Annotated in this window: 22 protein-coding genes; 12 read left to right on the top strand and 10 right to left on the bottom strand. The window is 59.3% G+C overall.

Annotation, left to right across the window (positions count from 1 at the left end):
* Window positions 1-3 precede the first annotated feature (3 nt).
* Window positions 4-1,194 carry a NupC/NupG family nucleoside CNT transporter gene (locus LB453_RS07945; RefSeq protein WP_103794272.1) on the bottom strand — a complete coding sequence of 397 codons (1,191 nt, stop codon included), beginning with the start codon at window positions 1,192-1,194 and terminating at the stop codon, window positions 4-6.
* Between the two features lie 368 nt (window positions 1,195-1,562).
* On the opposite strand from LB453_RS07945, the gene LB453_RS07950 reads away from it, so the two are divergent.
* Both LB453_RS07950 and LB453_RS07955 read left to right on the top strand, forming a co-directional pair.
* Entirely contained in the window at window positions 1,563-2,801 is a 1,239-nt protein-coding gene (locus tag LB453_RS07950; RefSeq protein WP_103794271.1) for an Nramp family divalent metal transporter, read from the top strand.
* 136 nt (window positions 2,802-2,937) lie between these two features.
* The gene (locus LB453_RS07955; RefSeq protein WP_103794270.1) at window positions 2,938-3,519 is read left to right on the top strand and encodes an NAD(P)H-dependent oxidoreductase; all 582 of its coding nucleotides are present in this window, start codon (window positions 2,938-2,940) and stop codon (window positions 3,517-3,519) included.
* A gap of 45 nt (window positions 3,520-3,564) precedes the next feature.
* On the opposite strand, the gene LB453_RS07960 is transcribed toward LB453_RS07955, so the two are convergent.
* Both LB453_RS07960 and mgrA read right to left on the bottom strand, forming a co-directional pair.
* Window positions 3,565-3,912 carry a DUF2502 domain-containing protein gene (locus LB453_RS07960; protein WP_103794269.1) on the bottom strand — a complete coding sequence of 116 codons (348 nt, stop codon included), beginning with the start codon at window positions 3,910-3,912 and terminating at the stop codon, window positions 3,565-3,567.
* Window positions 3,913-4,084: 172 nt separating this feature from the next.
* Window positions 4,085-5,074, bottom strand: a complete 990-nt coding sequence (mgrA, locus tag LB453_RS07965) for an L-glyceraldehyde 3-phosphate reductase (RefSeq protein WP_103794268.1) — start codon at window positions 5,072-5,074, stop codon at window positions 4,085-4,087.
* Between the two features lie 217 nt (window positions 5,075-5,291).
* Here mgrA and LB453_RS07970 point away from each other — a divergent pair, with 217 nt between their 5' ends.
* Both LB453_RS07970 and glk read left to right on the top strand, forming a co-directional pair.
* Window positions 5,292-6,944, top strand: a complete 1,653-nt coding sequence (locus LB453_RS07970; protein ID WP_103794267.1) for a thiamine pyrophosphate-binding protein — start codon at window positions 5,292-5,294, stop codon at window positions 6,942-6,944.
* Between the two features lie 157 nt (window positions 6,945-7,101).
* Complete coding sequence (gene glk, locus LB453_RS07975; RefSeq protein ID WP_033753641.1) at window positions 7,102-8,067, top strand: glucokinase; 966 nt, start codon at window positions 7,102-7,104, stop codon at window positions 8,065-8,067.
* Between the two features lie 55 nt (window positions 8,068-8,122).
* Here the strand turns inward: glk and LB453_RS07980 are convergent, their stop codons facing one another.
* Both LB453_RS07980 and LB453_RS07985 read right to left on the bottom strand, forming a co-directional pair.
* Window positions 8,123-8,848 (bottom strand): LytR/AlgR family response regulator transcription factor, encoded by a 726-nt coding sequence (locus LB453_RS07980; protein ID WP_103794266.1) that lies wholly within the window; start codon window positions 8,846-8,848, stop codon window positions 8,123-8,125.
* Window positions 8,848-10,536 (bottom strand): sensor histidine kinase, encoded by a 1,689-nt coding sequence (locus tag LB453_RS07985; RefSeq protein WP_103794446.1) that lies wholly within the window; start codon window positions 10,534-10,536, stop codon window positions 8,848-8,850. Before LB453_RS07985 ends, LB453_RS07980 begins: the two co-directional genes overlap by 1 nt.
* 257 nt (window positions 10,537-10,793) lie before the next feature.
* Here LB453_RS07985 and LB453_RS07990 point away from each other — a divergent pair, with 257 nt between their 5' ends.
* Together LB453_RS07990 and alaC are read left to right on the top strand one after the other, a co-directional pair.
* Window positions 10,794-11,318, top strand: coding sequence for a GNAT family N-acetyltransferase (locus tag LB453_RS07990; RefSeq protein WP_103794265.1), 525 nt, complete (start codon window positions 10,794-10,796; stop codon window positions 11,316-11,318).
* 118 nt (window positions 11,319-11,436) lie between these two features.
* Window positions 11,437-12,672: an alanine transaminase gene (gene alaC, locus LB453_RS07995; RefSeq protein WP_103794264.1), complete on the top strand. Its 1,236-nt coding sequence runs from the start codon at window positions 11,437-11,439 to the stop codon at window positions 12,670-12,672.
* Window positions 12,673-12,711: 39 nt separating this feature from the next.
* Here alaC and ypdK read toward each other — a convergent pair whose 3' ends face one another.
* From ypdK to LB453_RS08010, 3 genes are all read right to left on the bottom strand, one after another.
* Window positions 12,712-12,783 (bottom strand): membrane protein YpdK, encoded by a 72-nt coding sequence (gene ypdK / locus LB453_RS08000; protein WP_102990980.1) that lies wholly within the window; start codon window positions 12,781-12,783, stop codon window positions 12,712-12,714.
* A 200-nt stretch (window positions 12,784-12,983) separates the two neighbouring features.
* Window positions 12,984-14,012 carry an HlyD family secretion protein gene (locus LB453_RS08005; protein WP_224481684.1) on the bottom strand — a complete coding sequence of 343 codons (1,029 nt, stop codon included), beginning with the start codon at window positions 14,010-14,012 and terminating at the stop codon, window positions 12,984-12,986.
* Window positions 14,013-14,016: 4 nt separating this feature from the next.
* Window positions 14,017-15,621 (bottom strand): MFS transporter, encoded by a 1,605-nt coding sequence (locus tag LB453_RS08010; protein ID WP_103794262.1) that lies wholly within the window; start codon window positions 15,619-15,621, stop codon window positions 14,017-14,019.
* Window positions 15,622-15,767: 146 nt separating this feature from the next.
* Here LB453_RS08010 and LB453_RS08015 point away from each other — a divergent pair, with 146 nt between their 5' ends.
* The 4 genes from LB453_RS08015 (at window position 15,768) to LB453_RS08030 (ending at window position 18,362) form a co-directional block, all read left to right on the top strand.
* Window positions 15,768-16,553, top strand: a complete 786-nt coding sequence (locus tag LB453_RS08015; RefSeq protein ID WP_103794261.1) for an IclR family transcriptional regulator — start codon at window positions 15,768-15,770, stop codon at window positions 16,551-16,553.
* A 6-nt stretch (window positions 16,554-16,559) separates the two neighbouring features.
* Entirely contained in the window at window positions 16,560-17,012 is a 453-nt protein-coding gene (locus LB453_RS08020; RefSeq protein ID WP_103794260.1) for a universal stress protein, read from the top strand.
* Window positions 17,013-17,022: 10 nt separating this feature from the next.
* The gene (locus tag LB453_RS08025) at window positions 17,023-17,826 is read left to right on the top strand and encodes a hypothetical protein (RefSeq protein WP_103794259.1); all 804 of its coding nucleotides are present in this window, start codon (window positions 17,023-17,025) and stop codon (window positions 17,824-17,826) included.
* 254 nt (window positions 17,827-18,080) lie between these two features.
* On the top strand, window positions 18,081-18,362 hold the full coding sequence (locus tag LB453_RS08030; protein WP_103794258.1) for a hypothetical protein: 282 nt from the start codon (window positions 18,081-18,083) through the stop codon (window positions 18,360-18,362).
* 73 nt (window positions 18,363-18,435) lie between these two features.
* Here the strand turns inward: LB453_RS08030 and LB453_RS23295 are convergent, their stop codons facing one another.
* The gene (locus LB453_RS23295; protein WP_255729686.1) at window positions 18,436-18,567 is read right to left on the bottom strand and encodes a hypothetical protein; all 132 of its coding nucleotides are present in this window, start codon (window positions 18,565-18,567) and stop codon (window positions 18,436-18,438) included.
* A 263-nt stretch (window positions 18,568-18,830) separates the two neighbouring features.
* Here LB453_RS23295 and LB453_RS08035 point away from each other — a divergent pair, with 263 nt between their 5' ends.
* A complete protein-coding gene (locus LB453_RS08035; RefSeq protein ID WP_103794257.1) occupies window positions 18,831-19,706 on the top strand; it encodes an SMP-30/gluconolactonase/LRE family protein in 876 nt (291 codons plus the stop codon).
* A 76-nt stretch (window positions 19,707-19,782) separates the two neighbouring features.
* Here the strand turns inward: LB453_RS08035 and LB453_RS08040 are convergent, their stop codons facing one another.
* On the bottom strand, window positions 19,783-21,009 hold the full coding sequence (locus LB453_RS08040; RefSeq protein ID WP_103794256.1) for an MFS transporter: 1,227 nt from the start codon (window positions 21,007-21,009) through the stop codon (window positions 19,783-19,785).
* Between the two features lie 276 nt (window positions 21,010-21,285).
* On the opposite strand from LB453_RS08040, the gene LB453_RS08045 reads away from it, so the two are divergent.
* Window positions 21,286-21,522, top strand: coding sequence for a hypothetical protein (locus tag LB453_RS08045; RefSeq protein ID WP_103794255.1), 237 nt, complete (start codon window positions 21,286-21,288; stop codon window positions 21,520-21,522).
* Window positions 21,523-21,540 lie beyond the last annotated feature (18 nt).

Here is a 21,540-nt window from a genome sequence, read left to right on the forward strand (position 1 = left end):
TTATCAGAACGCCAGCACCAGACCGGCGATGGCGGCGGAGAGCACGCTGACCAGCGTTGAACCGTAGAGCAGCTTCAGGCCGAAGCGCGACACCACGTTGCCTTGCTCTTCGTTCAGGCCTTTGATCGCGCCAGCGACGATGCCGATAGAGGAGAAGTTAGCGAAAGAGACCAGGAAGACCGACAGAATGCCTTCAGAGTTCGGCGACAGCTGGCCCGCCAGCTTCTGCAGATCCATCATCGCCACAAACTCATTGGAAACCAGCTTGGTAGCCATAATGCTGCCGACCTGCAGCGCTTCGTGCGCCGGTACGCCCATTACCCAGGCGAACGGATAGAAGACGTAGCCCAGCACGCCCTGGAAGCTGATGCCGAAGATAAAATCGAACAGCGCGTTCAGGCCGGAAATCAGCGCGATAAAGCCGATCAGCATCGCCGCGACGATAATCGCCACGCGGAAGCCGGCGAGGATATATTCGCCCAGCATCTCAAAGAAGCTCTGGCCTTTATGAATATCCTGCAGCTGCAGATCCTCTTCGCTGTCGACGCGGTAAGGGTTGATCAGCGACAGCACGATAAAGGTGCTGAACATGTTAAGCACCAGCGCGGCGACCACATACTTCGGCTGCAGCATGGTCATATAGGCACCGACGATCGACATGGATACGGTCGACATCGCGGTCGCGGCCATGGTGTACATGCGGCGCTGCGACATTTTGCCGAGGATATCCTTATAGGCGATAAAGTTTTCTGACTGTCCCAGAATCAGAGAGCTGACGGCGTTAAAGGATTCCAGCTTGCCCATGCCGTTGATTTTAGAGAGCACGGTGCCGATGCCGCGGATCACCCACGGCAGAATGCGGAAATGCTGCAGGATGCCGATCAGCGCGGAGATAAAGACGATCGGGCACAGCACGTTGAGGAAGAAGAAGGCCAGGCCTTTCTCATTCATGTTGCCGAACACGAAGTTAGTGCCTTCGGCCGCATACTTGAGCAGATGATCGAACAGGCCGGCGAAGCCTTTTACAAACCCGAGGCCCGCCTCGGAGTTGAGGAAGAACCACGCCAGCAGCACTTCAATGACCAGAAGCTGGACAATGTAGCGAATACGAATACTTTTACGGTCGTGGCTGACGAGTAACGCCAGCACGCCTACCACCACCAGTGCTAAAAGGAAGTGCAAAATATGGGACATGCTTGCTCCAGATTTGAGGAGGGTTGTAATTTGCTGCGTATTCTATGTAACGCGTTACTTAAAAACGAGATCAATTCCACATTATAAGGATTCGCTATCACCCCTTTTCTCAGAAAACTCTTACCAGTCACAGCCTGTTCACAAAATGTTCACACCTAATATCCACAAATTCATTGTCTATAATATGTCCGAAGCGTAGAGTGAGGTGCGTTGCACATTTTTTAGCAAGTCTCGCTTTACCGTAAGGTATAGCAATGGCTATACTTTATAGCACTATCTATCACAACGATAACGATAACCTCATTTCACTTGCCGCGATCAGACCATAAGCTGCCATGGTAAAAACGCGTTCAGACAGGTAGAGAGATATGTTTGAGAGCCGTACCGCCGAGCGTGCCGCTCGCGGAGTCAGAAAAATCAAGCTCGCGCTGCTGGGGCCGGCCTTTATCGCCGCCATCGGCTATATCGATCCAGGTAACTTCGCCACCAATATCCAGGCCGGTGCGGCCTACGGCTATAAGCTGCTGTGGGTCGTGGTGTGGGCCAATATCATGGCGATGATCATTCAGCTGATGTCCGCCAAGCTCGGCATCGCCACCGGTAAAAACCTCGCTGAGCATATTCGTGACCGCTTTCCGCGCCCGGCGGTCTGGTTCTACTGGGTGCAGGCGGAGATTATCGCCATGGCGACCGACCTGGCGGAGTTTATCGGCGCAGCGCTCGGTTTTAAGCTGCTGCTCGGCATTTCGCTGCTGCAGGGCGCCGTGCTGACCGGCGTGGCGACCTTCCTGATCCTGATGCTGCAAAACCGGGGTCAGAAGCCGCTGGAGGTAGTGATAGGCAGCCTGCTGCTCTTTGTGGCGGCCGCCTATATCGTTGAGCTGTTCTTTTCGCAGCCGAAGGTTAGCGAACTGGTGACCGGCATGGCGCTGCCGTCGCTGCCGACGTCGGATGCGGTCTTCCTCGCAGCGGGCGTGCTGGGCGCGACGATTATGCCGCACGTTATCTACCTGCATTCGGCGCTGACGCAGGGCGGCGAGAGCGGCAATAAGAGCCAGCGCTACTCGTCGACCAAGCTGGACGTGGCGATCGCTATGACTATCGCCGGCTTTGTTAATCTGGCGATGATGGCGACCGCCGCCGCCGCGTTTCACTTTAGCGGCCACAGCGGCATCGCCGAGCTGGATCAGGCCTATCTGACGCTGACGCCGCTGCTAGGCCATGCGGCGGCGACGGTGTTCGGCCTCAGCCTGGTGGCGGCGGGCCTCTCCTCTACCGTTGTAGGTACGCTGGCGGGTCAGGTGGTGATGCAGGGCTTTATCCGCTTTCATATTCCGCTCTGGGTGCGTCGTCTGGTGACTATGCTGCCCTCGTTTATCGTGATTATGGCGGGCTGGGATCCGACGCGCATTCTGGTTATGAGTCAGGTGCTGCTGAGCTTCGGCATTGCGCTGGCGCTGATGCCGCTGCTCTCCTTTACCGGCAATCGCGAGATTATGGGCGAGATGGTCAATTCACGCCTGATGCAGAACGCTGGCCGCGCCATTGTGGTGCTGGTAGTCGCGCTCAACGCCTATCTGCTTGTTGGCGAAATCCTCGGCCTGTAAAGGTAATTCACAGGCTGGCCCGCGTATGCCGGGCCAGCCGCGCTTTTAACCGCCTGTGCTGCCGCGCTGGCGGCCCGCCTCAGCTCATTTACTCTCGATATGCAGCCGTTTTCTCTTTTCACACAGGAGTCAGGTTATGCATGCACTGGTAGTGGTCGCCCATCCCGATCAAGATTCTTTTACTCACGCCGTCGCGCGGGCGCTAACCAGCGAGATTCGCGCGCCGCACACCTTTGAAATAGCCGATCTGATAGCGGAGGGGTTTGATCCGCGCTATGCCGCCGCCGATCTGGCGCTGTTCCGCAATGAATCCGCGCCGCCCGCCGATGTGCTGGCCGAGCAAAAGCGCATTGATGGCGCCGACGCGCTGGTGCTGGTTTATCCCGTTTACTGGTGGTCATTTCCCGGCGTGCTGAAGGGCTGGATCGATCGCGTCTTTACTCACGGCTGGGCATATCAGGAGAGTCCCGACGGCAAAATCGACAAGAAGCTGGGCCGCCTGCAGGTGCATCTGCTGGGAATTGGCGGGGCAAATCTGCGCACCTATGCGCGGCGCGGCTACTATGCCGCGATGCGCACGCAGATCGACGAGGGCATTTTTGACTATGTCGGCGCGCCGGTGAAAACCTCGGAGCTGATCCTGCTGCCTGACGCCGACTCGCCGGAAGCCCGTCTGGCAACGGCGCGGCAAACGGGACGTCGGCTGTTTGCTGATTAAAGGCCGCTCAGCGCCGGTATTGCGCAGCGGCCTTTAGCCGCGCCATCAGTGATGGTGGTGGTCATGGCGATCGTGGCGATCGTGATGGCGCTGCGCTTCGCGCCAGTGGTGGCGACGCTCGCGCTCATGCCAGCGTCGCTCGCGCTCCCACTGCTGATGACGGCGCCACTCTTCATGGCGCCACCAGCGATGGTTATTATACTGATAGCGGTCGTGCCACCAGCGCGGCTCGCGCCAGCGGCCGCCGTCCCAGTAATAGCCGCGACGATCCTGGTCTCCCAGATTCAGGGTCACGCCCGGCGCCAGGCTGATAGAAGCGCCGGCAGCCTGAACGTTGTGGATCGCCAATGGCGACAGGCAGGTCAGCAAAGCAGCAAAAACAGCAAATTTCATCTTCTTCTCCTTATCAGCGACAGCGCCGCTGTGGTGCAGGCGTTATACCCGCGCATTGCTTGTGTAGCGATTCAGAGTGTCGCTGACAATTGTGAGGAAAATTGGAAGAAAAAGGGGATTGAGACAATTCTGTCTGCAGAAACGCCCGGCGCGGCGGCCGGGCGGGCAGGGATTAGAGCAGTACGCCTTCGATAGCGGAGAGTTCGGCGATGGTAAAATGCTGATTAGCCAGCATCTCCACCGCGTCGTCGATCTGCGCGGTTTTGCTTGCGCCGATCAGCACCGAGGTGACGCGCGCGTCGCGCAGCGTCCACGCCAGCGCCATCTGCGCCAGCTTCTGGCCGCGCTGCTGCGCAATCTCATTCAGCTTGCGCACTTTTTCCATTTTCTCGTCGGTAAGCTGATCTTCGCGCAGGAACTTGCTGCCGCTCGCCACGCGCGAATCCTCGGGAATACCCTGCAGATAGCGGTCGGTCAGTACGCCGCCCGCCAGCGGAGAGAAGGCGATGCAGCCGACGCCGTTGTCGCCCAGGGTTTCCAGCAGGCCATTTTCCGGGCCGCGTTCAAACATTGAATAGCGCGGCTGATGGATCAGACAGGGCGTGCCGAGATCGCGCAGAATGGCGATCGCTTCCGCCGCACGTTCCGCCGGATAGTTGGAGATGGCGGCATAGAGCGCTTTACCCTGACGTACCACCTGATCCAGCGCGCGCATGGTCTCCTCCAGCGGCGTTTCCGGGTCGGGGCGGTGGTGATAAAAAATATCTACATACTCCAGCCCCATGCGCTTCAGGCTCTGATCGAGGCTGGAGATAAGGTATTTGCGCGAGCCCCAGTCGCCATAGGGGCCATCCCACATGGTGTAACCCGCTTTGGTGGAGATCACCAGCTCATCGCGAAACGCGCGGAAATCTTCGCGCAGAATGCGGCCAAAGTTCTCTTCCGCCGAGCCCGGCGGCGGGCCATAGTTATTGGCCAGATCAAAATGGGTAATGCCGCGATCGAACGCGTGGCGCAGCAGCTCGCGGCTGTTGTCGACGCGCGTGTTGTCGCCAAAGTTATGCCACAGGCCAAGCGAAATCGCGGGCAGTTTTAGCCCGCTGCGGCCGCTTCGGCGATATTCCATTTGCTGATAACGACCGGGATGCGGAAGGTAGGTCATACGGCTTTCCTGTCAGAGGGAAGAATTTTAAAGCGCAAGAATAGCAGTGTATGCGCTTACACACAGTCACACTGGGCTGCAAAACGCATACTTACAGAATAATCCCCCATCGTAACGCCGGGTTGCCACTTTTTTGTTCAGCCGATTGCGCTGCTTTCTCGCCGCTTTTGCAGCATAGCGGATACTCAAACCAGACATCGGGTGAAAGGAGTGGCATATGCAACGCTTTACCGTAGGAGATTATCTGCTGACGCGTCTGCAGGAAATGGGCGTCGGCCATCTGTTTGGCGTGCCGGGCGACTATAACCTGCAGTTTCTTGATCGGGTGATCGCCCATCGCGATATCGGCTGGGTAGGCTGCGCCAACGAACTCAACGCCGCCTACGCCGCAGACGGCTACGCCCGCTGTCGCGGCGCGGCGGCGTTGCTGACCACCTTCGGCGTCGGCGAGCTGAGCGCCATCAACGGCACTGCCGGCAGCTTCGCCGAATATCTGCCGGTGATCCATATTGTGGGCGCGCCCGCCAGCGGGGCGCAAAAGCGCGGCGACTGCGTACACCATTCGCTGGGGGATGGCGATTTCCGTCACTTTCTGCGCATGGCGGGCGAAGTCAGCGCGGCGACGGCGCAGCTCAGCGCGGGCAACGCCGCGGCGGAAATCGATCGGGTGCTGGCCACCGCGATGCGTGAAAAGCGGCCGGGCTACCTGATGCTGGCGGTTGATGTCGCCGAGGCTGAGGTGGCGCCGCCCGCCGCGCCGCTTGACGCTGCGCCGGGATCCAGCGAGCAGGCGCGCCGCGCGTTTCGCGCCGCCGCCGAACAGCTGCTGGCGCCGGCGCGCCGGGTCGCGCTGCTGGCGGACTTTCTCGCCGGACGCTGGCAGCAGCAGGCGGCGCTGGCGCAGCTACGGCGGCTGCGCGCCGTTCCCTGCGCCACGCTGCTGATGGGCAAAGGCGTGCTGGACGAGCGCCAGCCTGGCTACGTCGGCACCTACGCCGCAGCGGGCAGCGAGCCCGGCATCTGCGAGCTGATTGAGCAGACCGACGTCACTGTCTGCGTCGGCGTGCGCTTCAACGATACCCTGACGGCGGGCTTTACCCAAAACTTTGCCGCTTCGCAGCTGATCGATCTGCAGCCTTTCGCCGCCAGCGTTGCGGGCGAGCGCTTTGCGCCGCTCAACATGGCGGATGCGCTGGGCGAGCTGGAGGCGCTGTTTGGGCGCTACGGCGCAGGCTGGGCGCTGGCGCCGCAGCCGCAGCCGGTCGAAACGGCGGATGCGCGCGCCGATATCAGCCAGAGCGCCTTCTGGCAGGCGATGCAGCGCTTTCTCCAGCCGGGCGATATTATCCTCGCCGATCAGGGCACCGCCGCCTTTGGCGCGGCGGCGCTGCGCTTGCCGTCCGGCGCACAGCTGCTGGTGCAGCCGCTCTGGGGCTCTATTGGCTATACTCTTCCGGCAGCCTTCGGCGCGCAGACCGCCGCGCCTGCGCAGCGGGTGATCCTGATTACCGGCGACGGCTCGGCTCAGCTGACGATCCAGGAGCTGGGCTCGATGCTGCGCGACCGGCAAACGCCGATTATTTTCCTGTTGAACAATGAGGGCTATACGGTGGAGCGCGCCATCCACGGCGCGACGCAGCGGTATAATGATATTGCGCAGTGGAACTGGACCGCGCTGCCGCAGGCGCTTTGTCTGCACGGGCAGGCGCAGAGCTGGCGCGTCACCGAATGCGTGCAGCTGGAAGAGGTGATGGCGCGTCTGCAGGCGCCCGACTACCTGACGCTGGTCGAGGTCGTGATGCCCAAAGACGATCTGCCGCCGCTGTTGCACAAGGTGACGGCTTGCCTGGCGCAGCGCAACGGAGAATAAGATTCGGAGTGTTGCCGCTGTCAAGCGGCTTGCCGGACGGGTAGGCTGTGCTCACCACCTTCAACGCTCCTCTTTTGTCACGGCGAGCGTTGTTGTTTTACCGGCAGACTTTTATAGTGTCCTGCATCTTAGGGACCCCAAGCGGAGCAACAAAAGAATGACAACTTATGCCCTGGTCGGCGACGTCGGCGGCACCAACGCCCGACTCGCCCTGTGTGAGGTGGAAACCGGCAGCATCTCCCAGGCCCAAACATTCTCAACATCAGATTATGACAGCCTCGAAGCCGTCATCCGCCACTATCTTGGCGAGCAGCTGCAGAACGTTAAAGACGGCTGCATTGCCATTGCTTGCCCTATCACGGAAGACTGGGTCGAAATGACCAACCATGACTGGGCTTTTTCCACCAGCAAAATGAAAGCCAGCCTTGGCTTCGATCATCTGGAAATCATTAACGACTTCACCGCCGTTTCGATGGCGATCCCGATGCTGAAGGCTGAGCACGTGATTCAGTTCGGCGGCGGCGAGCCGGTGAAGGATAAGCCTATCGCAATTTACGGCGCGGGCACCGGGCTGGGCGTCAGCCATCTGGTGCATGTCGATCGCCGCTGGGTCAGCCTGCCGGGCGAGGGCGGCCACGTCGACTTCGCCGCCAACAGCGATGAGGAGGATTTGATCCTGGAGGTGCTGCGCGCTGAGCTGGGCCACGTCTCCGCGGAGCGCGTGCTCTCCGGCGCCGGTCTGGTGAATCTCTATCGTGCCATTGTGAAGGCGGATAACCGCGTACCGGAAAATCTCAAGCCAAAGGATGTCTCTGAGCGTGCGCTCGCCGACAGCTGCACCGACTGCCGTCGCGCGCTGTCGCTGTTCTGCGTGATTATGGGGCGTTTCGGCGGCAACCTGGCGCTGAATCTCGGCACCTTCGGCGGCGTCTATATCGCGGGCGGCATCGTGCCGCGCTTCCTGGAGTTCTTTAAGGCCTCGGGCTTCCGCGCCGCCTTTGAGGATAAAGGGCGCTTCCGCGACTACGTTTCCCGTATTCCGGTCTATATGATCACCCACGATCAGCCCGGCCTGCTGGGCGCTGGCGCGCATCTGCGACAGACGCTGGGGCGGATCCTGTAAACCCTTCTGAAAACGGCCTGCGGGCCGTTTTTTTATCGCCCTTACGCCTGTTTATCTACAGGCGCATCAGCTCGCGAAAACGCTTTGCCTTGCTGCGGCTGACCGGCACCTGAAACGCCAAATCGCGCAGCCTGAGCAGGTAGGTATTGTTAAACCAGGGTTCAATCTCGGAGATTTTGCTCAGGTTCACGCAGTAGGAGCGATGACAGCGGAAAAAACGCTGCTCCGGCAAACGGGCGCAGAACTCGCTGATGCTCATCGACATCACATAGGCCTCGCGCCGCGTATAGACAAACGTCAGCTTCTCATGCGCCTCCACGTAATAGATATCATCAATATCCGTCACGATAATGCGATCGTCTTTCACCAGATTCACCGTGTGCGGGCCATCGGCGATCGGCGCCTGCGCCACGCTCTGCTGCTGCCCGGCGGCTTCCAGCTTGTTGAGCATGGTGACGATGCGCGCCTCGTGATAGGGCTTGAGAATATAGTCGAAGGCTTCCAGCTCAAAAGCCTCTACCGCATGCTCTTTCCAGGCGGTGATAAACACAATCAACGGCCGCTGCGCGAACTGACGAATATTCTGCGCCAGCAGCATGCCGTCCAGCGACGGAATATTGATATCAAGAAAGATGACGTCGACGCGGTGCTGCTGCAGATACTTCAGCACCTCCAGCCCGTCGTCGAAGCAGGCCTCGATTTCGATCTTGCTGTGCTGCTGGATCATCCAGCTCAGCTCCTGCTGCGCCAGAAATTCATCTTCGACAATAATGGCTTTCATTACACGCTCTCCGCGACGGCAGGCGGCGGCTCGGTCAGCAGCTGTCCGCTCTTGCTCAGGGTAAAGGCGATTTCGGTGCCGGGCTGCAGCCGGGTAATCTCGAGCCCCTGGCCGGTCAGCAGTTTGACGCGGTGATGCACATTCAGCAGGCCGATCTTATTGCCCGGCATCTCATTATTCGCCACGCGGCGCATCACCTCGTCGCTGATGCCCGGCCCGGTATCGCGCACGGCGATACGCACCCGGTCGCCATACGCCTTAACGCTCAGCGTCACCACGCCTTTGCCGCGGCAGGGCTGAATGCCGTGTACGATGGCGTTCTCCACCAGCGGCTGGATCAGCAGGCTGGGCAGCGAGAAGTGAAGATCTTCGTCAATGTCATAGATCATTGACAGTTTGTCGCCGAAGCGCGCCTGTTCGATGGCGATATAATCTTTTACCTGCCACAGCTCGCGTTTGATATCGATCGTCTCGTCGTCGTTCAGCTCAAGGTTGTAGCGCAAATAACGGGAGAGATTGATCACCAGCTGCCGCGCCGTATCGGGATTCAGGCGAATAGAGGAGTTAATAGCGTTTAGCGCGTTAAACAGAAAATGGGGATTAATTTTGCTCTGCAGCGCGCGCAGTTCCGCTTTATTTGCCATTTCACGCAGCTGCTCAGCGCGCGACACCTCAAGCTGGGTTGAGATCAGCTGCGACAGGCCGATCGCCATCTCTTTCAGCGAGCCGGTAATGCGGTGCGCGCGGCGGTAGTAAATCTTCAGGGTGCCGGTAACCCTTCCTTGCTCCCGTAGCGGAATAACGATCATCGAGTGAATATCCCGGGTGCGATGCGCCTCATCGTTGTTTTTAATGATGATTTTTCCCGTGGCCATCGCCTGCGCGGTGGTGGGGCTGATGCCGTCGTCGCCGTTCTGGTAGTTCTGCTCGCCGTAGCCGACGTAGGCGAGAATATGGGTTTTATTGGTAATGGCAACGGCGTCAGCGTTGATATCGTTACAGATAATTGCGCAGATGCGGCGCAGCGAGTCGCTGTTGACGTCGCGGAACAGCGGCAGCGTTTTGTTGGCAATATCCAGCGCCAGCTTGGCCTGACGCGCCGCAATCGCCTCTTTCTCGCCTTCGACGCTCTGCACCAGCAGCACAATCAGACCGATGCTTGAGGCGCCGAGGATCATCGGCAGCGCAATCTCCGACACAATCGCCAGCCCAAGGGAGATCGGCTTTGCCCACAGCACAATCAGCAGCATGGTAAGGCTCTCGCACAGCATGCCGCCGATGATGCCGACGCGCCAGCGCTGCGCTTTCGGCACGCGGCGGTTGATGGCACCGGCCACGCAGCCCGCGATAATGCTGGTAATCAGGCAGGGCACCGAGGTGACGCCGTGGATATCGATAAGAAAGCGGTGCAGGCCGGCGATAACGCCGGTGGTGATGCCGACCCAGGGACCGAACAGAATGCCGCCGGCCATCACCGCGATCACCCGCACGTTCAGCAGCGAGCCGTCGACGTGAATGCCCGACCAGGTGCTGAAGAGGGCAAACAGCGAGAAAATGGCGATAACGGCGGCTTTCTCCAGCGGCGCATGTTCATCTTTTTGCAGCAGCTGGCGGAAAAGCTGGGTTCGGGTCAGGAAGAAAAGGCAGATCAGCATCAGGGCGGCGCGGTCAAACACCGCCAGCAGCATATCGAAGTGAGAGATCACAGCCAGCCTTCAGGTCATAACAGGGAGAGGCCTATGATAAAAAATGTGATCGCGATACGCCAGTCTGCAAAAAGAGTGAGCGCTTCCTTCATGTTGTGGATCAATTTTCACGGCTGAAATGGTAAAAAGGGGAAACCTGAGTAGCAAAACAGGGAAGGTTTTTCGCCGACCGCAGGCTGGCGAGCCGATAGCGTTTTTATTCCGACAGCCCTTATGGCTATCCTCACCGGGAGCAGTTCATGCAGTTAATCACGCCGCGCCTTACCCTCACCACCCTAAAGCCCGAAGACTGGCTGCTGTTTCGCGCCGTGCATGAAGACGCGGCCACCATGACCTGGGTTAGCGAAATACCTGACGAGGCGGATTTGCGCCAGCGCTTCAGCGAGCGTCTGGCGCCCTGGCAGGTCAGCAGTTTTCATATGCTGTGCGTGGTGGCGCGCCTGCGCGACAGCGGCGAACCGATCGGCCTGTTCGGCTGCAGCCCGGAGTGGCAGCCTTATCGCCAGGCAGAGGTCGGCTATATGCTGCTGCATCGATTCTGCGGCAAGGGATACGGCAGTGAGGCGCTGGCCGCGCTGAGCGACTTCCTGCTGACGGCAGGTTTCCATAAGCTCAAGGCGATGGTGGTAGAAGGAAATGTGGCATCGCGCCGTATTCTGGAGAAGAATGGCTATGAGCTTGAGGGTACTTTGCGGGATAATTATCTGCTAAATGGCGAATGGGTGAACGATTGGGTGTTTGGTCGCCTGAATCCGGAAAATTAAAAAAATTTTATTCTCCTCTCGACAGCGCGGCGATCGCCGCGTTATGGTCTTTTTTCGGTCACAGCAGTGACCTGCGTCGCTCGGACGGTCCGGGCGCTTACGTATTCAAGAGGACATTATGGCTGACAACAGCACACCCCGTCGTTTCTCGCGTATCGATCGCCTTCCCCCCTATGTGTTTAACATTACCGCTGAGTTGAAGATGGCTGCGCGTCGGCGCGGCGAAGATATCATCGACCTCTCGATGGGGAATCCCGACGGCCCGACGCCGCCGCATATCGTGGAAAAACTCTGCCAGGTGGCGCAGCGCGAAGATACGCACGGCTACTCCACCTCGCGCGGCATTCCGCGCCTGCGCCGCGCCATTTCGCGCTGGTACGCCGAGCGCTATCAGGTCGAGATCGATCCTGAGTCGGAAGCTATCGTCACCATCGGCTCGAAAGAGGGGCTGGCGCACCTGATGCTGGCGACGCTCGATCACGGCGATACGGTGCTGGTGCCGAACCCCAGCTACCCGATTCATATCTACGGCGCGGTGATCGCCGGCGCGCAGGTGCGTTCGGTGCCGCTGGTGGCGGGCGTCGATTTCTTCGCCGAGCTGGAGCGGGCCATCCGCGAAAGCTATCCAAAGCCAAAAATGATGATCCTCGGCTTTCCCTCTAACCCTACTGCGCAGTGCGTCGAACTGGACTTTTTCGAGCGGGTTATCGCGCTGGCGAAACAGTACAACGTGCTGGTGGTTCACGATCTCGCCTACGCCGATATCGTCTATGACGGCTGGAAAGCGCCTTCGATTATGCAGGTGCCCGGCGCCCGCGACGTGGCGGTGGAGTTTTTCACGCTGTCAAAAAGCTACAATATGGCGGGCTGGCGCATCGGTTTTATGGTGGGCAACAAAGAGCTGGTCGCCGCGCTGGCACGCATCAAGAGCTATCACGACTACGGCACCTTTACGCCGCTGCAGGTGGCGGCTATCGCCGCGCTGGAGGGCGATCAGCAGTGCGTGCGCGACATCGCCGAGCAGTACAAGCGTCGTCGCGATGTGCTGGTGAAAGGGCTGCATGAGGCGGGCTGGATGGTGGAAAATCCCAGGGCCTCAATGTACGTCTGGGCAAAAATCCCCGATCGCTACGCCGATCTCGGCTCGCTGGAGTTCGCCAAAAAGCTGCTGCAGGAGGCGAAGGTTTGCGTCTCGCCCGGCATCGGCTTCGGCGAGTATGGCGATACCCACGTGCGTTTCGCGCTGATTGAAAACAGCGATCGTATCCGACAGGCGGTGCGGGGGATTAAAGCGATGTTTCGCGCGGACGGCATCTTGCCGGGCAGCGTAAAAGCAGTAGAAGAAGCGGAGTAAAGCAGTGCGGGGCGACAGCGCTGTCGCCCCTGGCTTAGGCTACAGCATCAGCACAAATGTGCCGAGCCAAAGCAGCGCAAAGAAAGAGATTCCCATCAAGGCGTATTTCACAGACAACTCCTCTGAGCGGTTACGACGATAGCGATCCCAGGCCAGCGCAACGCGAACAGAATGAGAAAAACGCATCAGGTCATCATCGCCTCAGGCATTTTCTCAGGTCGTTCTGAGTAACTCAGAACAGGATCGAACGCTAATTTACGCGTAATCGATCCTAAAATAAATAGCACCAGCGTGTGAGATGTATCACATTTTTACTCTGCTTCAATCTCCGGGATCGCCGACATTCCAACCCTTAACTGCGAGAGGTCAGGCTGGTTCGTATCCAGCACGATTTTGACCGGGAGGCGCTGGACGACCTTAGTATAGTTACCAGTCGCATTATCGGGTGAAATTGCTGAAAACGTTGCGCCGGTCGCCGGGGCGATGCTGTCGACATGGCCGGTGAAATGTTTGCCCGGCAGCGCATCGATGGCGATCTGCACCCGCTGTCCTGGACGCACGTCGCTGAGCTGCGTCTCAAGATAGTTCGCCGTGACATAGGTCTGCTGCAGCGGCACCACCGCCAGCAGCCGCGTCCCGGCGGAGACGTATGCGCCGACGCGCGCCGCGCGCTGGCCCACCATGCCGTCCACCGGCGCGACGATGCGCGTATAGGAGAGATTCAGGCGCGCCTGATCCACACTTGCCTGCGCCGCCGCCACATCCGCCTGCGCCTGACGCACCGCCGCCTGCAGCACGCCGGTCTCTTTTATCGCGGAAGCCAACGCAGCCTGGCTCTGGCGCACCGTTGCCGCGGCGGAGCGCTGGGTTGAGCTGGCCTTTTGCTGGTCGTCTGCGGCGATAATGCCGCTTTTATAGAGTCGGTTATAGCGGTCAGCGTTCTGGCCGGCATACTGCGCGGTCGCCTGGCTGGCCGCCAGGGTCGCCTTTGACTGCTCGATAGCCGACTGCTGCTGCTCAAGCTGCGCCTGGCTGCTGAGCAGTTTCGCCTGGCTGACCTGCAGATCCGCCTCGGCGCTCTCCAGCGCCACGCGATAGTCGCGATCGTCCAGCGTCGCCAGCACCTCACCCGCTTTCACCTGCTGGTTATCCTGCACCTTCACCTCGGCGATATAGCCCGAAACCTTGGGCGCCACCAGCGTGTAGTCGGCGTTGACGTAAGCGTCGGTGGTGCGGTGATCGTTGTCGGTCATGGCTGACCAGATAAAAAACGCGATGGCCAGCAGCACCAGCAGCAGCAGGCTCAGCAGCACGGTTTTTCTCATTACTAAAGCACGCATAATCTTATTTTCTCGATGTCGAAGAAGCAGGTTGAATCAGGGTTTGCGGCGGCCAGACGCGCTTCGGCAGCCAGCCGGTCAGCAGCAGCAGCAGCGCGGCGAAGGCAATCAGCATCAGCCAGCTGTCGCTCAGGCTGAGTACGGTGGCCTGATGCTTAACCAGCGTGGCGAAGCCGCTCAGGTTTTCACTGCTGCTGACGCTGCCGTCCATAAGCAGCGGCCGACTGGCGCTGGCCTCCGCGCTGCTGGGCGCGCTCATCAGCCAGGGGCGGCTGGCGGCCTGATCCAGCAAAATATTGGAGTGGATCTTTTCGCGGTGGCTGAGGAACACCTCTACCAGCACCGAGGCCGCGACGCTGGAAAAGCCGCGCACGGTATTAAACATCGCCGAGGCGAAGGGGCCTTCCGGCGGCGCTACCACGCTGGTGGCGCTCATCAGAATCGGCAGGATCACCATCGGCTGGCCGAACGCCTGCAGTATTTGCAGCGTCCAGAAGTTCTGGCGCGCCCAGTCGCTGGTGATCTGCGCGCCGAGCAGACAGGCGGCGATCAGCAGCGCGACGCCCACCGCCAGCACCCAGCGACAGTCGATCCAGCGGATATTCAGCAGCGCGGCGACCAGCGGCGCGATCAGCAGCTGCGGCAGGCCAACGGTCAACGCCAGCGGCGCAAACTGCAGGGTGCGGAAGCCCTCTACCTGGCCAAAGTAGGCGGAGGGCAGCGCCGAGCCGGAGAGCGAGACGATCAGCACGGTTGCCAGCGCCAGCAGGCCATGCGTCAGATTGCGGCGCGACAGCATCTGCAGCCGAAACAGCGGCAGCGGGTGAAACCATTCGTTAATCAGAAATACCAGCAGCAGCGGCGCGGCGGCGAGCAGCATAGCGGCGATCAGCGGCGAGTCGAACCAGTCCAGACGCTCGCCCTGGGTGAGCCCCAGCACCAGCAGCGCCATACCGCTGCAGCCGGTGAGCATGCCGAACAGGTCAATCTGCTTAAAACGCTCCAGGCGCAGCGGATCCTGCGGCAGGCCCCAGCCGAACAGCAGCATGGCGATAAGCATCAGCGGCACCACCTGCCAGAATACAAACATCCAGCTGACGTCATCGGTCCAGAAGGCCGCCAGCGAGGCGGCCATATTCGGGCCGAAGGTCGCCGTCAGCGCATAGCCGCCCAGACCGTAGAGCTTGAGCGGCGGCGGCAGAAAGCGCAGCGCCACCGTCATCAGCATCGGCGGCAGTGCGCCGCCGAACAGCCCCTGCACTACGCGCAGGGCGATAAAGCTGCCGGGCGAGGGGGCCAGCGGCAGCAGGATGCCGCACAGCATAAAGCCGGTCGACACCGTCAGCGAAAAACGGCGCAGCGAGAAGGTGACGGCAAACCAGGGCGCAATCATCATTGCCGCGACTTCGGCGGCCTGGTAGGCAGAGACGATCCAGCTCCCCTGGTCATAGCTGACGCCAATAGCGGCGCGAATATCCGCCAGCGCGATATCGGTAACGCGATCGTTAAGGCCCGAAGTCAGGGCGGCGATAAGCACGCCGACCAGTCCCAGCGCAAGGCGAAGCGTAAAGGGTTGCGGCGTCGGCGCAGCGGCAGGCTGAGCGTTCATAGCAGGTTTCTCATTATTATGATGCAGTGTATTGCGATGTGATACAGGGTGCGATCTTACATTTCGATATGCTGTATTGCAATGTGGTACATGCTGTAAATCGTGCCTTTTTCGCGTTAGAGTAAGGCAGCTGAAAAGGACGACTCATGGCAAAACTTCCATCCAGCCGCGAGGATGAAAAATCGGGCGGTATCCAGGTCATCGCCCGCGCGGCAAAAATTCTTAACGCGCTGGGAGAACATCCCGGCGGCATGAGCCTGGGCGAAATCGCGCAGGCGGTGGATCTGCCGCGCTCCACGGTGCAGCGCATCGTCGCCGCGCTCGACAACGCCCAGCTGGTGCGCAGCAGCGGCGCAGGCGGTTTGCGGCTCGGCCCGGCGCTGCTGAAACTGATCTCCAGCGTGCATACCGACGTCGTCGATCTGATGCGGCCCAAGCTGGAGGCGCTCTGCGCGGCAACCAATGAAACCGTTTCGCTGTCGCGCGCCAGCGGCACGCAGCTGACTATCATTCACCACGTCGTAGCGTCGCGCGAACTGCGCGTGGTGCCGCGCATGGGGCTGAACCTGCCGCTCTACAGTACCTCGGGCGGCCGCGCGCTGCTGGCACTGGAGTGCGACGAGGATGTGCGGGTTATAGTTGGCGAAGCCTGGCGCGAGCTAACGGATAAAACGGTCAAAACGCTGCCGCAGCTGATGGCGCTGATCCATGAGGTGCGTAAAACCGGCATCTCTTACGATCGCGGCGAAACGCTTGAAGGCATCTCCACCATGGCGGTGGCGCTGGATACGCTGTTCGGCCGCTTCTCTGTCTCTCTGCTGGTGCCTACGTCGCGTTTTCAAAAAAATGAAGAGGCATACCGTGAAGAGATGCTCAGGTGCAAAGAGGCGCTGATACGTGAAATCGGCAAAACCGCCGCTGTTGAAGGATAAACTCTGATGAAAACACTGCTGATGGCTGTTGATAATTCGCCGGTTGCCCAAAAGGTGATTGCGACGGCAATTGATGAGGCACTAGCGCACAAGGCGCAGGTTGTGGTGCTGTGCTGCGTCGATCCTGCTTACTCCTCCTGTAATCAGCCGATCGAGATTACCGCTGGCGAAGATCCAGAAGATTTTGCCGTGGCAAAAGATGAACAGAATACCGCCGAGCTGGTGGTGCGACACGCGCTGGCGCCGCTGCTGCGCGCCGGCGTCGACGCGCGCGGGCTAATCGTCGCGGGTGAAGCGGCGGATACCATCGTCGCCCAGTCGCAGCAGCTTAACGCGCAGATGATCATTATGGGGCGTCGCCATCTCTCCTCTTTTAATCGCCTGCTGAAGGGCTCGGTAAGCGCGGCGGTGATCGAGCGCGCCCACTGCCCGGTATTAATCGACGTTCGAAAGGATTGAGCAACTTCGCATGACCTCGCTGTGGATCGTCACGCTGGCCGCCTTCGCGCTGCTGGCGTTTATCATCGTCGTTCTGATTAAAACTACCCGTCTGCGCGCCTGGCAGGGCGTGCTGCTTTTCCTGCTGCCGCTGCTGCTGGCAAACCTGCTCTGGTTTAGCTGGCTGAAGCCGCAGCAGCAGCAGGCGGCGCAGCAGCAGGCGGCGATTGATTATCTGGCGCAAACGCCGGGCTATCGCGTACTGCAAACGCAGGAGCCTGCGCTTTGGCAGTTGCTGGTGCAGGAGATGCAGCTCAGGCTGCGCCGCGGCGAAACGCCGCAGCAGGCAACGGGCGAGCTGCGCGGCTGGCTGGCCGACCTGATCAATCAGCGGCTGATGCGCGCGCCGGATGCGGCGGTGGTTAACTATATTCGCGTCTCGGTCAGTGCGATGCAGGCCCTGGGGCAGCGCGATCCCCGGCTCTGCTTCCGCTTTCTTTATCCGCAGGTGAATGGTGGGGTTAATCTGACGAAGACGCTGTCGCCGACGCTTAACGCGCAGGAGGCGGCGGCGATGGAGCAGCTGCTGCTGTCGAGCCGCGGCGGCGATTTGCCGGTGGATCAGCCGCAGGCGCAGCAGGATTTGCAGCGCATCGTGGCGGCGCTCTATAAGAAGTGGGGCGATAAACTGCAGCAGCTGAATATGCCTGCCGATACGGCGGTCGATCGCTCATCTATGTGCGCGATGTCAGTGGATCTCTACAGCGCGATCCTCGCATTGCCGGACAAACAGGCCGCCAATCTGTTGCGTAGAATGGTGGCTCTCTCTGGCTGACAGACGAAAAAATGCCCGCTTAGCACGGGCATAAAATCAATCTGAATGTCTTCTTAAGTATCACCTGGTGTGGTGCAGACGCTGTTTTGTCTGAAGGCATCATCTCACCCTTTTGGTGATAGAGATAACCGTTTGGTAGTATCACTTTAATCGGTAAAAACTTAGATGTGTGGAATCAAGCCGGGCAGTTTTCCGATAGGCGACGCCCGCGCGGCGGCTTAAACTGCTGCGGCAATAAGAGGAAGAAAGAAAAAATGAAATCAATTATCGCCAGCGCGATGGCGCTGTTATTGCTGACCGGCTGTAGCGTCAGCAAACCCGGAGGCTTTGAACGCGTTGATGAAGATCCGAGCGCAAATACCGTACAGTACCGTTACGATCCGCAGAAATTAAACAGAGATGCGATGGAGCTGGATCTGGCGAATTATTGCGGCAGCAAAGGATTTGATAAAGTTGAATCGCTGACGCCGAAAGACAGCTATATTCCAGGACTGAAAACCAGCTGGTTCCAGTGTAACTATGCGCTGAAAAGCTAATATTGCTTAATAATAAACTGGGCGGGTAATATCCCGCCCTTTTTTTATTGTTTGCTGTGTGAAATCTTTGCCCTTAGCGGTGATGATGATGCCAGCCATGCCCGCCGCCGTGATGCCAGCCGCCGCCATGACCTCTGTCGATAATGCACCCGCTAAGCATAGAGATAACGGCAAAAACGGTGGCAACTTTAACGATTTTTTTCAAACAAAGTTCTCCTCTTTTCCGATAGGTACGACATTACGCCGGAATAGTGGAGTGATGATGCAGCGAATGTAGAGTTATTTAGAGAGATATTACGGAATATTTCAGAGCCAGCGATTGCCAGAGTCTTATTTAATAAGCCTATCGGAACAGGCTGAATAAAAGAGATTATCGGCAAGATAATTCTGAAAAGCAAGCGCGGCGTTTTTACCCGTCGCGACGAATTCAGGCTAAAGTATGCTGATGCGAAATAAAAAGGAGCGATAATGAAGCCCGAAGTCAAAAATGTACTGGCGCTGCAGGCGGAGCTGGGGGAGTGCCCCACCTGGTCGGTGCGCGAACAGGTGCTGTGGTGCGTGGATATCCTGGCGCCCGCGATTCACCGCTTCGATCCGCGCAGCGGCGCGCTGGAGACTTTTCCGCAGCAGGAAGAGGTGGGCTGTATCGGCCTGCGTGAGCAGGGCGGGCTGATTGCGGCGCTGCGCAGCGGCGTCTGGCTGCTGGATGAGCAGGGCAGGCCAGAGCGTAAGATTGCCGACAATCCGGGCGAAGCGGCAAAAAGCCGCTTTAACGACGGGCGCGTCGATCCCTGGGGTAATTTCTGGTGCGGCAGCCTGTGGGAGCCGCAGGATAAGAATGGTGGGCTGCTGTGCCGCGTCACGCCCTCGCTGTCGCTGGAGGTAAAAGCGCGCGACATCATGATCTCCAATGGCGTCGCCTTTTCACCTGACCGCCGCTGGATGTACCACAGCGATACGCCGAATGAAGTGCTCTACCGCTATCCGCTGGATGAAAAGGGCGAGCCGGGCGCGCGGGAAATCTTCCGCCAGTTTGACGCCGCAGGCGGTTTGCCGGACGGCGCCGCTGTCGACAGCGAAGGTTTTTACTGGTCAGCACAGTTTGACGGCGGACGTGTGGTGCGCATCGATCCCGCCAGCGCGGAAATTGTTGATGAGATTGCGCTGCCGGTGCGCTGGCCGACCATGGTCGCCTTTGGCGGTCCCGATCTGAAAACGCTCTATATCACCAGCTCGCGTGAGGATCGCACCGAGGAGGAGCTGGCGCGCTATCCGCAGTCGGGCGATATTTTTGCCGTAGAGGTGGAGGTAGCGGGGATCGCCGAGCCCTGTTTTCCAGGCTAACAGGGTGCCGGAATAATTAAGGCGCACCTCATCGCTGAGGTGCGCCTTTTTTCGGGCCAGCGCGCCGGCTGGCGCATCAACCTCCGCTGCGCTGCAGCTGTTGCCCGGCAAGCGGCTGGCGCTGCGGCAGGCGAATGATCAGCGACAGCAGCAGCGACATCACCAGCAGCGTCATAATCAGGCTAAAGGTAACGGTAAAGCCGCCAAACAGTGACGCCACCAGCGAGCCGAGTACGCTGCCGATACCGAAGCCGAGATAGAGCAGGCCATAGTTTTTCGTCAGGTTGTTGAGGCCGAAGAAATCGCTCACCAGCGACGGGAAGACGGTAATGGTGCCGCCGAAGCTGAAGGCGACGCAGGCGATAGAGAGAAAGAAGGTAGTTTCATTCATGCGGGTAAACAGCAGGATACTCATGCCCGCCAGCGAAACGATCTGCGCCAGCGAAATCACCCGAATGCGGGCCATTTTATCGGACAGCACGCCCAGCACCAGCCGACCGCTGAGGTTGGCGATAGCGATAATGGTGACGGCGTTGGCCGCCGTTTGTGTGCTGAGATGCACCAGGCCTTCGCCAATATCTTTCGCCACGCCGATGACATAGAGGCCGCTCATGCAGGCGGTCAGGAACATCATCGCCAGCATCCAGTATTGCGGCAGCCGCACCGACTCAGCCAGGGTGTAGTCACGCGCCTGCTGGGCAACCGGCCCGGCTGCGCGCTGAACCGGCGCATCGCGCATCATCAGCGCACCGACCAGGATCATGCCCATTGCCATCAGTCCCCAGAGAATAAAGGTCTGCTCCAGGCCGACCGCCCCCAGCAGCGCGCCGCAGATAAACTTAAAGCCCAGGCTGCCGAGACCGTACGCGCCGATGGCGCAGGCTGAAATCACCCCTTTGCGCTCCGGGAACCACTTCACACAGTTTGACAGCGTCATCAGGTAGCCCGCGCCATCCGCCAGCCCGACCATAATGCCGGCACTGAGATAGAGCATCATCAGGTTGCTGGCGTGGGCCGTCAGCCAGAAGCCCAGCGCCATCAGAATGCCTGCGCCGATAGTGACCCGCCGCACGCCAAAACGCTCCTGTAATTTCCCCGCCAGCGAGGAGGCGACCGCCAGCCCCAGGCTTAACAGCCCAAAGGAAAAGGCGACCTGACTGACCGGCTCATCCAGTTTTGCGGCGAGCTGGCCGTTAAACAAACTCCAGGTATAGACCGACCCCAGCGCGAACTGGGTAATGATGGTGCCGAATAATGTCAGCCAGCGGGTACGCTGGTAAGAGGGGGATATTGACTGGTTCATGATTTTCTCTCCCGTTCGGGAATCTAAAAACTGTTGCCAGATTAAGCCGCCGCTACGCGCGTGCGAGACAAAAAGGCATGAACGGAAGGAAATGCGTCATGAAATGCCGCTCAGAAGGTATGAATAACAGCGCCTGTCGCTTCGTTAAACTGTGAATAATCCGGCAACCTGATAATCATTGGTTACAGCGGGTAAGCAGATGTGTCATACAGGGCGCTTCACCGGCAGGCTCACAGAATTTTTGCCAGGCTTATAGTTCACTAAACAGGAGGAAATATGAAAGACCGGGCATATGAATCCCTTAGCTGTGAGGATGAAGTTCGCTGCATCATCGGTCAGGCAGTGATTGAACTTAGCGATGAGCAGCAGCCAGTCACTAAATCGACGCTGGCATTGAAATTGCTCTCCATGGCCGACCAGGACACCGACGATGAGCGCGTGCTGCTTTACTGGATCGCGCGCAAGGCTATCAATCGCCCCCATCAACTAACCGCTATGCAGCGCCGGGCATAACGCTCACGCGGAGCGGGC

It is taken from the genome of Pantoea agglomerans, assembly GCF_020149765.1.
Classification (GTDB): domain Bacteria; phylum Pseudomonadota; class Gammaproteobacteria; order Enterobacterales; family Enterobacteriaceae; genus Pantoea; species Pantoea alvi.

Excerpts from the sequence above, each read along its gene's own strand:
- LB453_RS07945 (WP_103794272.1), bottom strand. The coding sequence starts at position 1,194 with ATGTCCCATATTTTGCACTTCCTTTTAGCACTGGTGGTGGTAGGCGTG.
- LB453_RS07950 (WP_103794271.1), top strand. The coding sequence starts at position 1,563 with ATGTTTGAGAGCCGTACCGCCGAGCGTGCCGCTCGCGGAGTCAGAAAA.
- LB453_RS07955 (WP_103794270.1), top strand. The coding sequence starts at position 2,938 with ATGCATGCACTGGTAGTGGTCGCCCATCCCGATCAAGATTCTTTTACT.
- LB453_RS07960 (WP_103794269.1), bottom strand. The coding sequence starts at position 3,912 with ATGAAATTTGCTGTTTTTGCTGCTTTGCTGACCTGCCTGTCGCCATTG.
- mgrA (WP_103794268.1), bottom strand. The coding sequence starts at position 5,074 with ATGACCTACCTTCCGCATCCCGGTCGTTATCAGCAAATGGAATATCGC.
- LB453_RS07970 (WP_103794267.1), top strand. The coding sequence starts at position 5,292 with ATGCAACGCTTTACCGTAGGAGATTATCTGCTGACGCGTCTGCAGGAA.
- glk (WP_033753641.1), top strand. The coding sequence starts at position 7,102 with ATGACAACTTATGCCCTGGTCGGCGACGTCGGCGGCACCAACGCCCGA.
- LB453_RS07980 (WP_103794266.1), bottom strand. The coding sequence starts at position 8,848 with ATGAAAGCCATTATTGTCGAAGATGAATTTCTGGCGCAGCAGGAGCTG.
- LB453_RS07985 (WP_103794446.1), bottom strand. The coding sequence starts at position 10,536 with ATGCTGCTGGCGGTGTTTGACCGCGCCGCCCTGATGCTGATCTGCCTT.
- LB453_RS07990 (WP_103794265.1), top strand. The coding sequence starts at position 10,794 with ATGCAGTTAATCACGCCGCGCCTTACCCTCACCACCCTAAAGCCCGAA.
- alaC (WP_103794264.1), top strand. The coding sequence starts at position 11,437 with ATGGCTGACAACAGCACACCCCGTCGTTTCTCGCGTATCGATCGCCTT.
- LB453_RS08005 (WP_224481684.1), bottom strand. The coding sequence starts at position 14,012 with ATGCGTGCTTTAGTAATGAGAAAAACCGTGCTGCTGAGCCTGCTGCTG.
- LB453_RS08010 (WP_103794262.1), bottom strand. The coding sequence starts at position 15,621 with ATGAACGCTCAGCCTGCCGCTGCGCCGACGCCGCAACCCTTTACGCTT.
- LB453_RS08015 (WP_103794261.1), top strand. The coding sequence starts at position 15,768 with ATGGCAAAACTTCCATCCAGCCGCGAGGATGAAAAATCGGGCGGTATC.
- LB453_RS08020 (WP_103794260.1), top strand. The coding sequence starts at position 16,560 with ATGAAAACACTGCTGATGGCTGTTGATAATTCGCCGGTTGCCCAAAAG.
- LB453_RS08025 (WP_103794259.1), top strand. The coding sequence starts at position 17,023 with ATGACCTCGCTGTGGATCGTCACGCTGGCCGCCTTCGCGCTGCTGGCG.
- LB453_RS08030 (WP_103794258.1), top strand. The coding sequence starts at position 18,081 with ATGAAATCAATTATCGCCAGCGCGATGGCGCTGTTATTGCTGACCGGC.
- LB453_RS08035 (WP_103794257.1), top strand. The coding sequence starts at position 18,831 with ATGAAGCCCGAAGTCAAAAATGTACTGGCGCTGCAGGCGGAGCTGGGG.
- LB453_RS08040 (WP_103794256.1), bottom strand. The coding sequence starts at position 21,009 with ATGAACCAGTCAATATCCCCCTCTTACCAGCGTACCCGCTGGCTGACA.
- LB453_RS08045 (WP_103794255.1), top strand. The coding sequence starts at position 21,286 with ATGAAAGACCGGGCATATGAATCCCTTAGCTGTGAGGATGAAGTTCGC.